The sequence below is a fragment of the Bacillus sp. 2B09 genome (genome assembly GCF_003946835.1).
GTDB lineage: Bacteria > Bacillota > Bacilli > Bacillales > Bacillaceae > Bacillus > Bacillus altitudinis.
The window spans coordinates 98,127-113,974 of sequence record NZ_RPSG01000006.1; the positions used below are offsets into that span (position 1 = coordinate 98,127).

General features: G+C 38.8%; 14 protein-coding genes and 2 pseudogenes. 14 read left to right on the forward strand and 2 right to left on the reverse strand.

Features of this window, described 5'->3' with window-relative positions; genetic code table 11:
• The first annotated feature begins 150 nt into the window (after positions 1–150).
• Positions 151–852 (forward strand): AIM24 family protein, encoded by a 702-nt coding sequence (locus tag EBQ12_RS13315; RefSeq protein WP_007500832.1) that lies wholly within the window; start codon positions 151–153, stop codon positions 850–852.
• Positions 853–887: 35 nt separating this feature from the next.
• On the opposite strand, the gene EBQ12_RS13320 is transcribed toward EBQ12_RS13315, so the two are convergent.
• Together EBQ12_RS13320 and metA are read right to left on the reverse strand one after the other, a co-directional pair.
• Positions 888–2,039, reverse strand: a complete 1,152-nt coding sequence (locus EBQ12_RS13320; protein WP_007500831.1) for a diglucosyl diacylglycerol synthase — start codon at positions 2,037–2,039, stop codon at positions 888–890.
• Between the two features lie 228 nt (positions 2,040–2,267).
• Positions 2,268–3,176 (reverse strand): homoserine O-acetyltransferase MetA, encoded by a 909-nt coding sequence (gene metA, locus EBQ12_RS13325; protein WP_007500830.1) that lies wholly within the window; start codon positions 3,174–3,176, stop codon positions 2,268–2,270.
• Between the two features lie 138 nt (positions 3,177–3,314).
• Between metA and EBQ12_RS13330 the strand changes: the two genes are divergently transcribed.
• The 13 genes and pseudogenes from EBQ12_RS13330 to EBQ12_RS13390 all read left to right on the forward strand — a co-directional run bounded on the left by EBQ12_RS13330 (position 3,315) and on the right by EBQ12_RS13390 (position 15,619).
• Complete coding sequence (locus tag EBQ12_RS13330; RefSeq protein ID WP_125590313.1) at positions 3,315–4,997, forward strand: formate--tetrahydrofolate ligase; 1,683 nt, start codon at positions 3,315–3,317, stop codon at positions 4,995–4,997.
• 74 nt (positions 4,998–5,071) lie between these two features.
• Entirely contained in the window at positions 5,072–5,554 is a 483-nt protein-coding gene (locus EBQ12_RS13335) for a glutathione peroxidase (RefSeq protein WP_007500827.1), read from the forward strand.
• 2 nt (positions 5,555–5,556) lie between these two features.
• Complete coding sequence (locus EBQ12_RS13340; RefSeq protein WP_125590315.1) at positions 5,557–6,180, forward strand: HD domain-containing protein; 624 nt, start codon at positions 5,557–5,559, stop codon at positions 6,178–6,180.
• A 30-nt stretch (positions 6,181–6,210) separates the two neighbouring features.
• Positions 6,211–7,350: a conserved virulence factor C family protein gene (locus EBQ12_RS13345; protein WP_125590317.1), complete on the forward strand. Its 1,140-nt coding sequence runs from the start codon at positions 6,211–6,213 to the stop codon at positions 7,348–7,350.
• A 310-nt stretch (positions 7,351–7,660) separates the two neighbouring features.
• The gene (gene ilvD, locus EBQ12_RS13350; protein WP_007500822.1) at positions 7,661–9,337 is read left to right on the forward strand and encodes a dihydroxy-acid dehydratase; all 1,677 of its coding nucleotides are present in this window, start codon (positions 7,661–7,663) and stop codon (positions 9,335–9,337) included.
• An 81-nt stretch (positions 9,338–9,418) separates the two neighbouring features.
• Positions 9,419–9,853, forward strand: a complete 435-nt coding sequence (locus tag EBQ12_RS13355; protein WP_008346384.1) for a BrxA/BrxB family bacilliredoxin — start codon at positions 9,419–9,421, stop codon at positions 9,851–9,853.
• 65 nt (positions 9,854–9,918) lie between these two features.
• Positions 9,919–10,716, forward strand: coding sequence for a class I SAM-dependent methyltransferase (locus EBQ12_RS13360; protein WP_125590319.1), 798 nt, complete (start codon positions 9,919–9,921; stop codon positions 10,714–10,716).
• A gap of 266 nt (positions 10,717–10,982) precedes the next feature.
• On the forward strand, positions 10,983–11,600 hold the full coding sequence (locus tag EBQ12_RS13365; RefSeq protein WP_024718552.1) for a YpjP family protein: 618 nt from the start codon (positions 10,983–10,985) through the stop codon (positions 11,598–11,600).
• Between the two features lie 18 nt (positions 11,601–11,618).
• Positions 11,619–12,146 carry a phosphatidylglycerophosphatase A family protein gene (locus EBQ12_RS13370; protein WP_008346387.1) on the forward strand — a complete coding sequence of 176 codons (528 nt, stop codon included), beginning with the start codon at positions 11,619–11,621 and terminating at the stop codon, positions 12,144–12,146.
• Positions 12,147–12,249: 103 nt separating this feature from the next.
• Positions 12,250–12,762: pseudogene (thyA, locus tag EBQ12_RS13375) on the forward strand (thymidylate synthase); the annotation flags it as partial.
• A gap of 656 nt (positions 12,763–13,418) precedes the next feature.
• Positions 13,419–14,399, forward strand: coding sequence for a thymidylate synthase (locus EBQ12_RS13380; RefSeq protein ID WP_125590321.1), 981 nt, complete (start codon positions 13,419–13,421; stop codon positions 14,397–14,399).
• Between the two features lie 80 nt (positions 14,400–14,479).
• Positions 14,480–14,854, forward strand: coding sequence for a hypothetical protein (locus tag EBQ12_RS13385; RefSeq protein WP_125590323.1), 375 nt, complete (start codon positions 14,480–14,482; stop codon positions 14,852–14,854).
• A gap of 127 nt (positions 14,855–14,981) precedes the next feature.
• Positions 14,982–15,619 (forward strand): annotated as a pseudogene (locus EBQ12_RS13390) (IS6 family transposase).
• Positions 15,620–15,848 lie beyond the last annotated feature (229 nt).

A 15,848-nucleotide genomic window follows, 5' to 3' on the forward strand; every position in this document is an offset into this window, starting at 1 on the left:
AAGCGTCAAGCGGGCAAGCCAAATTTTGAGCAGAATGTTTGATTTTTTTGTTTTTTTAGTGAATGACATTTATCTATAAAACGTCCTAATCTCATGAAACCTAACGTATAACTTGTCCGTATATAGTAAAAATACAGAAAGAGGTGCGTCATGAATCGTTACACAATTGAGGAGTTTGTTCAGAATACGCAGCAAGAAGACAAAGGGGAAGGGGTCTTTGAACTTGAAACACCAAGATTGTTAGAAATTAATTTAACGGATACCATTTGGGCAAAAACAGGCTCCATGGTTTCATATCGCGGGAAAATAAAGTTTGAACGTGAAGGTGTGTTTGAACACGGTGTGTCAAAGATGTTCAAAAAAATGTTATCAGGAGAAGGAACTTCTTTGATGAAGGCCACAGGTGATGGGAAATTATATGTAGCAGACCAAGGGAAAAAAATTTCGATTCTTCGATTGGCTCAAGGGGAGTCTATTTTCGTTAATGGAAACGACTTGCTCGCATTTGAACCGTCTGTTCGGTGGGATATTAAATTAATGAAAAAGGTGTCTGGCATGCTTGCAGGCGGATTATTTAATGTCAAACTTGAAGGACCAGGTCTTGTGGCAATCACAAGTCATTACGAACCGCTGACGCTGATTGTTCAGCCAGGTGATTCTGTTTATACAGATCCGAATGCGACGGTCGCATGGTCAGGAGATTTGCAGACTGAATTTGTGACAGATGTATCGTTCAAAACGTTTATTGGCAGGGGAAGCGGAGAGTCCATTCAAATGAAGTTTAGCGGAAGTGGCTTTGTTGTTGTTCAGCCGTTTGAAGAAGTATATACAACGAATGGAAATCAAGGTTAAAAGAAAAAAGGTGTCCGTCAATGACGGACACCTTTTTATGATAATGCTTGAGCATACGATTTGTTGCTCATGATCAGATCTGATTGTTCGACGATATCTTCTAAAATGGTTTGAGAAGATTGTTTTAAGTGTAATTTTTTGATGTTTTGTTTCATGGATTCTAATTTTTCTTCGTCTTGCAGCAAGTTGGTGACAGATTCTAAAATGTCTTCGTGTCTGTTGATGACAATGGCAGCGCCGTAATCTTCAAAGAAAAGAGCATTTTCTTTTTCTTGTCCTGGAACAGGTTTGTAAAGAATAACTGGGACACCAATTGCTGTTGCTTCTGTTAATGTAATTCCACCCGGTTTTGTAATCATACAGTCCGTTACTCTGAACAATTCATCAATTTGTTCCACATATCCAAGCGCCTTCAATTGATTTGGGTGTGCTTGTTCAAGTTCGCTAAGCGATTGCTTCAGCGCTGCATTCTTACCGCACACAACAACAATTTGTACTTCACTGTCAAGAAGTAGTGCTTCACACAGTTCCTTCACATTTTTTAGTACACCATGGGCACCCGCCATAATGAGAAGGACTTTTTTGTCTGATGATAATCCATATTTTTTATAGATGATCGATTTAGGCACGTCTACTTCAAATTGTGGTCTAATCGGAATGCCTGTTACCTTGACATCGCTTGGATGTGTGCCGATTTCTACTAGCTTTTGTTTCACATAATCGGTTGCAACATAGTATCGGTCAATGTTTTCATGTACCCAAATTTTATGAAGACAAAAGTCTGTCATCACATTAAATGTTGGAATGACTTTACCTGTTTTGTTTCGGTATTCAGGTACAACAATCATCGGGAATGTAATGATGATGATATCCGGATTGTGTAATTGAATTAATTCATCAAGACGCTTATTTCCCATCTTTAAATAAATGTTAAATTTGCGTTTATTGTAAATTTTATCTACACCGTAATAAAACAAGCGATAAAATTGTTTCCCAATGGAGAAGCTCTTTAAATATAAATATTGAGTCACTTCAGACACAATGGGATTTGATTCTTGATACAAATTAGAAACTATCACATGTTCAAACCCTTGGGATTTGCATTCATCATACAGTGTTTTTGCAACCTGCATATGTCCATTTCCATAATTTGCGGTCAAGATTAATATTTTTTTATTGGTATTCAAGAATATTCACCTCAAATGTAATCAACAACAACAAAACTTCGTACGAAAACTATAAATCTCATAGGTCTACATATACATAAAGATAACATATAAACAGCGAGAGCATATCATTCGTTACGAAAGAATTAAACTAATTTTAAAAAACAAACAGACTAAATTGATAATGGAAGACAGAGCCATTTGTATTTTAACACATTTTAAGCATTTATCATCAGACTACAGTCTATTTTATTCCCACACATATGGTGTTTCTTGATAAACATAGTAATTAAGCCAATTCATAAACAGCAAAGTAGCATGGGCTTTCCAGCGGTTCACTGGAACTAATGTGTCTCCATCTTCTATGAAATAGTGGACGGGTTTTTTGACTGTATCATGTTTCAACAAATCTCTTTCATATTCCTGCTTCAATGTATCTGTATCGTATTCAGGATGTCCAGTTAAAAATACTTGTCTATCATCATCTGAAACAATTAAACAAACACCAGCTTCCTCAGACGTGCTCAATATTTTTAGATTCGGCGTGTTTTTTAATTGTTCTGTATTAATATCTGTATGCCTAGAATGTGGGACATAGTATACTTCATCGAAACCTCTTACTAATCTTTCTTTTTTCTCTTTGACAAGATGTTCAAAGACACCGAATTTTTTCTCTGGAAGCTTGATTTTTTCAATGCCATAATGATGATACAGACCAGCCTGTGCCCCCCAGCATATATGGAGAGTAGACGTCACATTCGTTTTACTCCAGTCCAAAATGTCCTGCAGTTCTTTCCAATAGGAAACTTCTTCGAAAGCTAAATGCTCAATTGGTGCACCTGTAATGATCATGCCATCAAATTTTTTATGGCGAATCGAGTCAAAGGTCGTATAAAATTCATCTAGATGCTCTCTCGATGTATTCTTCGGTGTATGTGTACTTGGAATCAAAAATGTAAAATACACTTGCAAAGGAGAATTTCCGAGCATTCTCAACAGCTGCGTTTCAGTTTGTATTTTTTTTGGCATTAAGTTTAAGATCACGATATTCAAAGGACGGATATCTTGTTTGAATGCCCTTGTCTCATCCATGACGAAAATGTTTTCGCTCTCTAGTATTTGTTTTGCCGGCAGATGAACTGGTATGTTAATAGGCAACTCGCCACCCCCTGAACCAAAGCTAATTTCACTTCATTATAGGAACTTTCTGGCGATATTTCAATGTTTCAATTATGTTACAATGAAAAATAGAGCAAAAAAGAAAGCTGTTTCTGTCAAAAAAGGAGGCCATTAATCATGATCACAAAGCATTTATCAGATATTGACATTGCCCAAAAGGCAAAGCTGAGACCGATTCAAGACATCGCAGCAAAATTACACATACATGACGAAGAATTAGAATGCTATGGTTTCACAAAAGCGAAAATATCTTTGACTATTTTTGACCGTTTAAAGGAACAAAAAGAAGGAAATGTGATTCTTGTGACTTCGATCAACCCAACGCCAGCAGGTGAGGGGAAGTCCACCGTAACAGTTGGCCTCGGTCAAGCCTTCGAGAAAATTGGGAAAAAAGCGATCATTGCCATGCGTGAACCTTCACTAGGTCCCACAATGGGTATTAAAGGCGGTGCGGCTGGCGGCGGATATTCACAGGTGTTGCCTATGGAAGAAATCAATCTTCATTTCACAGGGGATTTTCATGCGATTACATCTGCACATAACGCTTTAGCTGCTTTTATTGATAATCATATCCATCACGGAAATGAGCTTGGGATCGACGCACGCCGAATTGTATGGAAACGAGTGTTAGATTTAAACGATCGTGCTCTAAGACAAGTGGTCGTAGGACTTGGCGGTCAATTAAATGGGTACCCTAGAGAAGATGGATTTGATATTACGGTTGCATCCGAAATGATGGCCATCCTCTGTTTAGCAGACGACTTAAACGATCTAAAAAAACGTCTTTCTTCTATTGTTGTTGCCTACAATCAAGAAGGTGAACCGGTCACAGTTGGAAATCTAGGATATGAAGGCGTATTGACCTTGCTTTTAAAAGATGCGCTGAAACCAAACCTTGTTCAAACGATTGAAGGAACTCCAGCCCTTGTTCATGGTGGTCCTTTTGCCAATATTGCACATGGATGCAATAGTTTAATTGCCACAAAAATGGCGGCAAAACTAGCAGATTACGTCGTAACAGAAGCGGGATTTGGTGCAGACCTCGGCGCGGAAAAATTTCTTCACATCAAAACAAGAGCCGGTGATTTTAAACCAGGCGCTGTTGTCATTGTAGCAACTGTCAGGGCGCTAAAAATGCATGGCGGAATGCAGAAAACAGAGCTCAAGGAAGCAAATGCACAGGCTGTATTAGAAGGTATACATAATTTAGAGAAGCATATTGAAACAGTGCAAGCCTTCGGTCTACCATACATCGTTGCAGTGAACCGTTTTATTACCGATACAAAAGAAGAAATTCAAGCAATAGAAAACTGGTGCGAAACGAATGGACATCCAGTCAAAGCCGTCAATGTATGGGAAGAAGGGGGAGCTGGCGGGGTAGCACTTGCCGAAGAGCTCACGACACTCATTGAAAAGAATGAAAACAGCTTTTCTTATTTATATGAGAAGCAAGATTCCATTGAAGAAAAGTTGTCAAAAGTCGCCAAAGTGGTTTATGGTGCAGACGGCGTCAACCTTACATCAAAAGCAAGAAAGCAGCTAGCTGCAATTGAGAAAAATGGCTGGGCCCATTTGCCGGTTTGTATGGCAAAAACGCAATATTCACTATCGGATGATCCAGCTTTAATCGGCAGACCAAAAGGCTTTACCGTTACGATTCGAGAGTTAAAACCATCTGTAGGGGCAGGTTTTATCGTTGCACTAACGGGAAGCATTCTGACCATGCCAGGTCTCCCTAAAAAACCTGCGGCACTTGAGATGGATTTATTAGAAGACGGCAGTGTGACTGGACTCTTTTAGCAGGAAGCATAAAAAGCGATTTTCTAAAAGAAGCATGTTACGATAGGAAAAAGTGAATCCTAGGAGGCTATGAGATGTCAATTTATGATATTCAGGTCAAGACCATTAACGGTCAGGAAAAATCAATGGCAGATTACAAAGGGAAAGTACTGATCATCGTGAACACAGCGAGCAAATGTGGACTGACCCCTCAATTTAAACAATTACAAGAGTTATACGATCAATATCATGAAAAGGGCCTTGAAATTTTAGGATTTCCGTGCAATCAATTTATGAATCAAGAGCCAGAAGGGGAAGAAGCAATTCAAGAATTCTGTTCGTTGAACTATGGTGTGACCTTCCCGATGTTTGCAAAAGTAGATGTCAATGGTGACAATGCGCATCCGCTTTTCAAATACTTAACGAGTCATGCGAAAGGTGTGCTTGGCACAAAAACGGTGAAATGGAATTTCACAAAATTTATCGTTGACCAAAACGGAGAAGTGACTGAACGATTTTCTCCTAAAACACCACCAAAAGAATTAGAAAGCTCCATTATCGCTCTTTTGGAGAAATAAGCATGTATTCGAGTAAGCAGCAAGAACAATTGGAGGCAGCTGCCTCCTTTGTTTCAAAACAGCTAAAGAATGAACCGACTGGACACGATGAAGCTCATATCAATCGTGTGCGCCAGCTTGCCGTCCATATTGCACAACAGGAGGGCGGGTCGCTTTTTGTCATTGAAATGGCAGCGATTGTCCATGATGTCATTGATGACAAGCTGTCTAGTGAATGGAAGCTTTCACCGCATGATCTCAAGCAGCAGCTCCTTTTGTGGGAAGTGGACACGCGAGATATTCGCTATATCATGGATATTATTACAACGATGTCTTTTCGTCACCGGCATATGCAGCATCAGCCAGTGACATTAGAAGGGGCCATTGTTCAAGATGCAGATCGGCTAGATGCGATAGGTGCAACTGGGATTGCAAGGGTGTTTACATATGCAGGTGCAAAAGGGGAGCCTCACTATACAGAGGGTGCTCACCAAGGCACAGTACTTGTGCATATGCAAGAAAAGCTGCTTCAATTAAAAGACTTGATGAACACACGTGCTGGAAAGCAGCTGGCTCATGAGCGGCATGAGTTTATGTGTCTATTTATCAAGACATGGAAAGAAGAATGCGGCCTTACAGATGAGTAGGGTCTTTATGTGTGTAAGGAGGATGTATAGATGAAAATAACTGCCATAGAACCAACGCCAAGCCCGAATACAATGAAAGTCATTTTGACAGAAGCGCTTGCAGGCGGTAAAAGCAATAACTACAAAAAAGATCAAAAAGACGAAGCGCCAGAGATGATCAAGCGAATTTTAACCATTGAAGGTGTAAAAGGTGTTTACCATGTAGCCGATTTCTTAGCGGTTGAGCGTAATGCGAAATTTGATTGGCAAGGTATTTTACAGCAAGTCAGAGAAGCCTTTGGACAAGAAACAGAAGGTCTTCAGGGAGAATCGCAGTCAGGTGATGACACATTTGGAGAAGTCAAAGTGCATGTTCAAATGTTTAATGGGATTCCGATGCAGGTGAAGCTGACAGACGGTGAAAGAGAAGAACGATTTGGAATGCCTGAACGTTTCCAGGCAGCGATTTTAAAGCTAAGAAGCAGTTCAGATAATGTTGTATTTGAACGTGTGTGGAAAGAACATGGCGTACGTTTTGGAGAATTTGCTGATATCGGTCAAGAAGTCACAGAAGAGCTGCAAGCTGCATATGACGACGAGCGTTTATCCCGTTTAACAGAGGCAGTGAAGGAAGGTCAAGAGGCTGTAGATAAACAAGTGAACCGAAAAGCATATGATGTGACAGAAGAGATGCTGCTCGATGAAGATTGGAAGAAACGTTTTGCTCATTTAGAGCAAATGCAGCCTGAGAAAAAAGATATACCTGTTTTAATGAAAGCGATGGAGGATCCAAAAACATCAATTCGCAGACAAGCTGTTGTGAATGCTGGCATGATTGAAGATCCAAACATTTTGCCTATTTTGTATAAAGGGCTTGAAGATAAAACAGTGACGGTTAGAAGAACTGCTGGAGATTGTATTTCAGATCTTGGTGATCCTAGTGCGATTGAAGCGATGATCCAAGCCTTAAAGGACCCAAGTAAGCTTGTCCGCTGGCGTGCGGCCATGTTCCTTTATGAAGAAGGTGACGAAACAGCACTAGAAGCTTTAAAAGAAGCGGAGCAGGACCCTGAATTTGAAGTCAGTCTTCAAGTGAAAATGGCCATCGAACGAATTGAGCACGGAGAAGAAGCAAAAGGCTCTGTGTGGAAGCAAATGACAGAAAGTAGAAAAAATGCATCAGAATCATAAGAAAGACGAGCAGGCTGCCAATAAAAGGCAGCTTGTTTTCTGAAAATGGCTTTTTTATTGGCAGAAAAATTTTTTTAGAAAAATTATTTTGAATATTGTTGAAATATGAGAAAAAACTCTATATAGTAGTACCAATATAGAATATTGGAGGTCAGATTTTATGACACAATCCTTGCTGAGCACTTGCTTCAGCAGAGAAATCAGTCACTATCTATTATAGGTGGCTAAATAAACAGAAAATTTGTAAAATAAAATGAACTCAAAATCATACAGTCAACAAGACTAGTAGTATAGGAGGCTTTTTAAACAGATGGCAGAACTTCGCAGTAATATGATTAAACAAGGAATTGACAGAGCACCTCACCGAAGCTTACTAAGAGCAGCTGGGGTAAAAGATGAGGATTTTGGCAAGCCGTTTATTGCCGTATGTAATTCCTATATTGATATTGTCCCAGGGCATGTCCATCTTCAGGAATTCGGAAAAATTGTGAAAGAAGCCATTCGTGAAGCTGGCGGTGTTCCATTTGAATTCAATACAATCGGGGTAGATGATGGTATTGCGATGGGGCATATTGGGATGAGATATTCATTGCCAAGCCGTGAAATCATAGCTGATTCAGTAGAGACCGTGGTGTCTGCACACTGGTTTGATGGCATGGTTTGTATTCCTAACTGTGATAAAATCACGCCAGGTATGATGATGGCTGCCATGCGTGTGAATATCCCAACTGTATTTGTCAGTGGTGGACCGATGGAAGCTGGTAGAACAAGTGATGGCAGAAAAATTTCTCTTTCTTCTGTCTTTGAAGGCGTAGGCGCATACCAATCAGGGAAAATTAATGAAGAGGAGTTAAACGAATTAGAGCAATTTGGCTGTCCAACATGCGGATCTTGCTCTGGTATGTTTACAGCAAACTCAATGAACTGTTTAGCAGAGGCGCTAGGGATTGCTCTTCCTGGAAATGGAACCATTCTGGCGACTTCACCAGAACGAAGAGAATTTGCGAAGAAGTCAGCAAAACAATTGATGGAGCTAATCAAAAAAGACATTAAACCACGTGATATTGTCACCGAAAAAGCGATTGATAACGCATTTGCTTTAGATATGGCACTTGGTGGTTCAACAAATACAGTTCTTCATACATTGGCGATTGCAAACGAAGCAGGCGTTGAATATTCACTTGAGCGTATCAATGAAGTCGCAGAACGTGTGCCGCATTTATCGAAACTTGCTCCAGCTTCAGATGTATATATTGAAGATTTACATGAAGCTGGCGGAGTGACTGCTGCACTAAATGAATTGTCCAAAAAAGAGGGAGCTCTTCATTTAGATACCATGACCGTCACAGCGAAAACGTTAGGCGAGAACATTGCAGGTCATGAGGTAAAAGATTATAACGTCATTTATCCAATTGACAAGCCATTTACTGAAAAGGGCGGCTTAGCCGTTTTATTTGGAAACCTTGCGCCAGATGGAGCGATCATTAAAACAGGCGGTGTACAAGACGGCATCACACGTCATGAAGGACCTGCGATCGTATTTGAATCCCAAGAGGAAGCACTTGAAGGAATCATTAATCGAAAAGTAGAAGCAGGACATGTTGTCATTATTCGTTATGAAGGACCTAAAGGCGGTCCAGGTATGCCTGAAATGCTTGCACCAACTTCACAAATTGTTGGAATGGGACTCGGTCCAAAGGTTGCTTTAATTACAGACGGACGATTCTCCGGTGCTTCTCGTGGATTGTCTATTGGACACGTCTCTCCAGAGGCAGCAGAAGGCGGCCCGCTTGCCTTTGTTGAAAATGGTGATCATGTCGTTGTTGATATCGAAAAACGCATTTTAAGCGTAGATGTCCCGGAAGAAGAATGGGAAAAAAGAAAAGCAAACTGGAAAGGCTTTGAGCCAAAAGTAAAAACAGGTTACCTTGCCAGATACTCAAAACTTGTGACATCAGCCAATACAGGCGGAATCATGAAAATTTAATGTGAAATTGATCATTTGAAAATTGGCTCTCTCTATAGTATCCTTTATTCACAACATAAGGATTATAGAGGGGGCTTTTTTATGTCAATGGCATATGAAGAATATATGCGTCAGCTCGTCGTACCAATGCGCCAAGAACTAACTAGTGCAGGGTTTCAAGAGTTGACGACTGAAGAAGAAGTAGAAAAAACGATGCAGGAAGCAGAAGGAACAACATTTGTTGTCGTCAATTCCGTATGCGGATGTGCTGCTGGTTTAGCACGCCCTGCTGCTACTCAAGCTGTCATGAAAGCAGAAAAAGCACCAGATCGAATGGTGACGGTTTTTGCTGGTCAGGACCGGGAAGCAACGGCTAAAATGAGAGAATACTTCACAGGTGAGGAGCCATCTTCTCCATCTATGGCACTTTTAAAAGGAAATGAACTCGTTCACTTTATCCCGCGTGACGAAATTGAAGGTCATGAAATGGAAGATATTATGAAGAACGTCTTATCTGCATTTGAAAAACATTGCTAATACAAATGTTGAAATGTCCTGTGATCCATCAGGGCATTTTTTCTTGATTATGATGGAGGAACGTCATGCTCATTACAACAAGCTTTAGAGCAAATGAACAAACAATTGAAACGGCAAAGGCCCTCGCAAAGGACTTGCATGGTGAGTATATCGAGCGGCGTAAACAATCTGTCAAACAGCTTGCGATCAAGCGGGGGGATGTACTCGTTGTTGGGAAAGAACGATTTGAATGGTATCAGCCAAATGGTGAAAAGTTCTTTTTCCATCCAAGCTCAGCGATGTTTAGGGTGAAGCGGGTTCTGCGAGGGGAAAAAGATCCATTAATAGAAGCAGCACAATTAAAGCCGGGCGATTCCTTTTTAGATTGTACGCTTGGCTTAGGATCTGATGCGATTACCGCAAGCTGCGCTACAGGAGCCAATGGAAAAGTGGCCGGTATTGAAAAAAATCCGATGACGGCATTGCTTGTTCGAGAAGGACTCAGCACATGGGAAACGGGTGTGAGAGAGGCAGACGAAGCGATGAAACGGATATCTGTTATCAGCGGGGATAGTATTGAGCAGTTAAAGAAGCTCCCTGATCGATCCTATGATATCGTCTATTTTGACCCAATGTTCGAAGAAACCATACAAGAGTCTGCTAGTATGATGCCGCTTCGTCATGCAGCTGAGCATCATTTTGACCATGAAACCGCTGTGAAAGAAGCAATGAGAGTGGCTAGAAAAAGAGTGGTTTTAAAAGATCATTGGAAAAGCACACGATTTACCACTGTTTCCTATCAATTTCAAGTGATGAAACGTAAAACTGCCCAATTCCATTACGGATATATCTCAATAGAAGAAGACAAATCAACAAAACTTTAATCACTCTTAACAATTAAAAAAGCCCTATTTCAGGGCTTTTAATCGGTGATCTCCATATAGACAAAATAAAATAACGTCAGCAAGGAAGCTGTGATGAAAAACCCTTCAAGCATATCCATTCCTCCCAAATTTTAGTCGTCGTTACTGTCATTGTAAACGTTTTATCATGAAAAAGAAAGTCTCAACTCAATGACCAAATTGAATGACTGAAAATTCATTATATGCTAGAATAGCAGTATGATAACTTATGGAAGGAATTAGATATCATGAAAATGTGGATGAGAAAAACGCTTGTTGCACTCTTTACGATTGCGACTTTTGGTTTAATCTCTCCTCCATCGGCTTTGATGACAGACAAGCCATCTGAACTTTCTTCATCTGATAAATCACCTTATACAGCAGTTTATGATACATCAGATGATACGCGCAGCTGGGAACTATCGCAAGAAGACAACAAAGAGCGGGTAGACCCCTTTGAGCAATATAAGCAAGAGGTTCTATCAAGTGCAGAAAACCAATCCTTTCTCAAATTTGGTCGTAAAATCACACCTGTCATTGAGGACGAGTATAGAGAAGAGATTCAACCCAAAATTGAACAAGTGCTAACCGACTTTTTAACAAATTTCAAAGATGACGAAAAATTTCAAGATGTTGTTTTAACTGATCAGCCTTCAAGCGGAAATGGGGAAAAAATCTTCCACATTTATAATAGAAAGACTGGAGAAGATTTGCTTCGTTTTCATGTCAGGAGAGATCAGCCGCCTCACAGCGGATATTGGTTTAACTTTCACTACCATACAGCAGAAGATGGATTCCAGACGCATCATGAACTCGGTAATATTTACTGGGATAAAAACACCCCGCCGAGCTGGATGAGCCACTAGAAGGAGATGTCATGCCAATTGAAAAAGTATACAATGAACGAAATGGTTCGCATTACAAAACAGATGTTAAACGAGCGTGGAGTGAAAATAGAAGATATTGCACATATTGTGCTGAAACTCCAAGAGAAATACAACCCAAATCTTCCACTTAGTGTCTGCATTGAAAATGTTGAAAAAGTGCTGAATAAAAGGGAAATTGTCCACGCAGTTTTGACAGGACTTGCTCTTGATCAGCTGGCAGAAAAAAAGCTTTTGCCAGAACCTTTGCAGCATTTAGTTGAAACAGATGAACCGCTATATGGAATTGATGAGATTATTCCGCTTTCCATTGTCAATGTATATGGATCAATCGGTTTGACCAACTTCGGTTATCTAGACAAAGAGAAATTTGGTATTATTAGAGAATTAGATGAAGGTCGTCCTGGTGAAGTACACACCTTCCTTGATGACCTTGTCGCTGCGCTTGCCGCAGCAGCAGCAAGCCGCATAGCTCACTCTCACCAAGATATTAAGGACGAAGAGCAGGATCGAGTGAATCAAGCATAAAAAGAAAAACATGTCTGCTCATCATGCAGACATGTTTTTTTGGTTTCAACAAAAGCAGAAATAAGGTAAACTACAACAAGAACATAAATAAAGGATGAAAAAAATGAAACAATACAAAGAGTTATGCCGTCATGTATTACAGCACGGGGATGAAAAAGGTGACAGAACAGGAACAGGCACTATCAGCACGTTCGGTTACCAAATGAGATTTGATTTACAGGAAGGGTTTCCTTTATTAACAACAAAGAAATTACACCTGAAATCAATCATTCATGAGTTACTGTGGTTTTTAAAAGGTGATACAAATGTCAAATATCTTCAAGAAAATGGTGTCCGTATTTGGAATGAATGGGCAGATGAAAATGGAGAGCTTGGCCGTGTGTACGGTGCACAGTGGAGATCATGGGCGAGTGGAGACGGCGAGACCGTGGATCAGATCACAAAGCTGATCCATGATATTGAGCACAACCCGAATTCAAGAAGACTGATTGTCAGTGCTTGGAATCCGGGGGAAATTGATCAAATGGCGCTGCCTCCTTGTCATTGTCTGTTTCAATTTTACGTATCAAACGGGAAGCTTTCCTGCCAGCTATATCAAAGATCGGCAGATATCTTTTTTATTCGCTAAAAAACAAAATGCTGAATATAGGATTTATAGTTGTTATTCTACAAAAAATAAAACGCCTCGGTATAACCTCACCTTATTGACTTCATCGAATATATATACTTCAAAAACATCTCAAACAATAAATAAAAATGATAATTATTAGTGGAGGAGGAGAGTGTTTCGCAGCTAGGATCTTAAACTGAAAAAGAAAGTGTTAAACGAAACGAACAGTTAATAAGTAAAACCTACATAAATTATTAAGGCTGGGAGTCCTTACTTATCTTGTGTTGGAATGGACTATACTCGCAATGCTATGTTTGTTATTAGCTTGTACAGTCCTGATGATAAAGTAAGCTTAGACTATAATACATCTCACTATCCTAGCGAATTAGTAGAGTACTTAAAAGAAGAGAAAGAAAAGATTGATAACTCACTGTGTTAGAAATATGAAAGGATAGTTTCTAAAGATTGTTAACTTTTTTAAGCGAATACTTGTTTTTCTTAGCCTCTATAGAGCAGAATTTCAATATCTTATGAACGAAATAGTCCTCACTTAATGAAGTGATTTTCTTCTAAGGGAAAATAAAAAAATTATCCTAACATCTACAAAATTTTTTTTTTTAAGATATAATGTATGAAGCGAAAACTAACGGAGGTGAAGTATATTGTCGAATGAATTAGAACAAACATATTTGGATTTTTTACAATATATTTTAGATAACGGGACAAAAAAAGAAGATCGAACAGGAACGGGGACAATCAGTGTATTTGGCTATCAAATGCGATTTGATTTATCAAAAGGATTTCCGTTATTTACTACAAAACGTACATCATTTCGCTTAATTGCAAGCGAATTGTTGTGGTTCATTAAAGGTGATACAAATATTCGTTATTTACTTGAACACAACAATCACATTTGGGACGAGTGGGCATTTAAAAAATGGGTTGAATCAGACGAATATCAAGGACCTGATATGACGGACTTTGGAAACCGCTGCCTAGTCGATGAAGAATTTAATGAATTATACCAATGTGAAATGGAAGCTTTCTGTGAGCGATTACTAGCAGATGATAAATTTGCAAAGAAATATGGTGATCTTGGCAATGTCTATGGAAAGCAATGGCGTGATTGGACTGCTTCTACAGGTGAGTCCATAGATCAATTACAGGATGTCATTAATCAAATTAAAACTAATCCTAATTCGCGTCGTTTAATTGTGAATGCATGGAACCCAGAAGATGTACGCAATGCTGGTGCTAAAGGAAGTAAAGCAGCATTACCTCCATGTCACGTCATGTTCCAGTTTTATGTAGCAAATGGCAAACTAAGCTGCCACTTACTGCAACGCAGTGCCGATTCATTTTTAGGAGCAAACTTCAACATCCCATCTTATTCATTACTTACACATTTAATTGCGAGAGAATGTGGCTTAGAAGTAGGCGAGTTTGTTTATAGCATTAGCGATGCACATATTTACTTAAACCATATTGAACAAGTAAAAGAGCAATTGTCCCGTGACTTGCGTGCTCTTCCAACATTAAAAATTAACCCAGAAAAGCAATCAATTTTTGATATTGAGATGGAAGATTTAACAATTAAAGGATATGATCCGCATCCAAGTATTAAAGCACCGATTGCAGTATAATATAATTAGCAACCTATCCAAGGTTGCTTTTTTATATTATACAATATTATAAAAAGGAAAGTTGTATAAGAAGTGATTAAATGGCGAAAGCATCGAGAAATATAATTTTAGGATATACATATCAAAAGTTAGTAGCATTTTTTTCACTGTCAAAAATGGATGTGGAAAGCACTTTCAATGAGATAGTTATAGAGGCTGATGTAAATCGCAACTTTGATGATTTGGCTATTAAGGGTGAAAATAGTTTAAATATATATTGCCAGGTGAAAGATTTTGCGAATGTAGATTTATCGAATATACAAGTTAAAAGTAAAAATTTAGGCATTGATGGGAAAAATATATTGTTTTTTATAAAAAATATTGAATTAGAATCGAACTCAGAGATCTTAGGAATCCCTTTTTATCTTAAAGAGGGGGCTTATAAGGCATACTTATTTAACAAGGTTCTAGTGTGAAAACTTCAATACAATTGTAATGAATCTCCTAAAATTGAATAAAATGACTGACGCTAGTACTCTTAAAAGGTGTGTAATCGGTATGGAAAAGGATAATTTATTCACATGGAAGCATTATTAGTTTGACATTATTTAGCTAACAGTGAGATGTACATACGGCACAACCTCGGTTTTCGTGATTTAGTTGAAATGATTGAAGAACGTGAACTATTTATTGATCATACTACAATTATGCGCTGGGCTCATCAGTATGGTACTGAATTAGATGAGCCAGTACGGGGTCATCTTAAGCCAACCAATGATTCTTGGTGATTCGAGGAGACGTATGTGAAGTCAAAGGTCAATGGATGTACCTATATCATGTCGTTGATTCAGAAGGAAATACAATTGATTTTTATTTAGATAAAACAAGAGATCATAAGGCTGCAAAGCGCTTTTTCAAGAAAGCCTTGCAGTCTTTTCATGTTTCAAAGCCCTGTGTTATCACTGTAGACAAGAGTTTATCCTATTTAATGGGATTGAAGAGTTGAAGAAAGAGAAAAAGATACCCGTAGGCATCCAAATAAAACAGATAAAATATCTTAATAATATGGTGGAACAAGATCATCGTTCTATGTTAGGATTCAAGTCGTATAAAACTGTTACTTCTAAATTTAGTGACGTTAAAGCTATTTTTATGGTGAAAAAATATAAATTCTTCAACAGGTGAAGTCTGTCCAAAATGAAATAGAATTTACACATAAACTATTCGGAATTGACTTGTAATTCCGAAAACAATGATTAAATCACTTCTATATTTCAAATTAATTATTTTTGCGTCAGAACCCTAATTTAGGATTTCATAAAAGAGCTTTAATTCAAATGACTTTTGGAATGAGCTAGTGATTAAGGAGCAATGCCCGGAAACATCAGTAGAAGTAACTTTGAAAGAAATTTAATACAGATGAAGAGTTTGAAATAAATAGTAGGTGTAGGTGGTTAACTAGTCAACCTG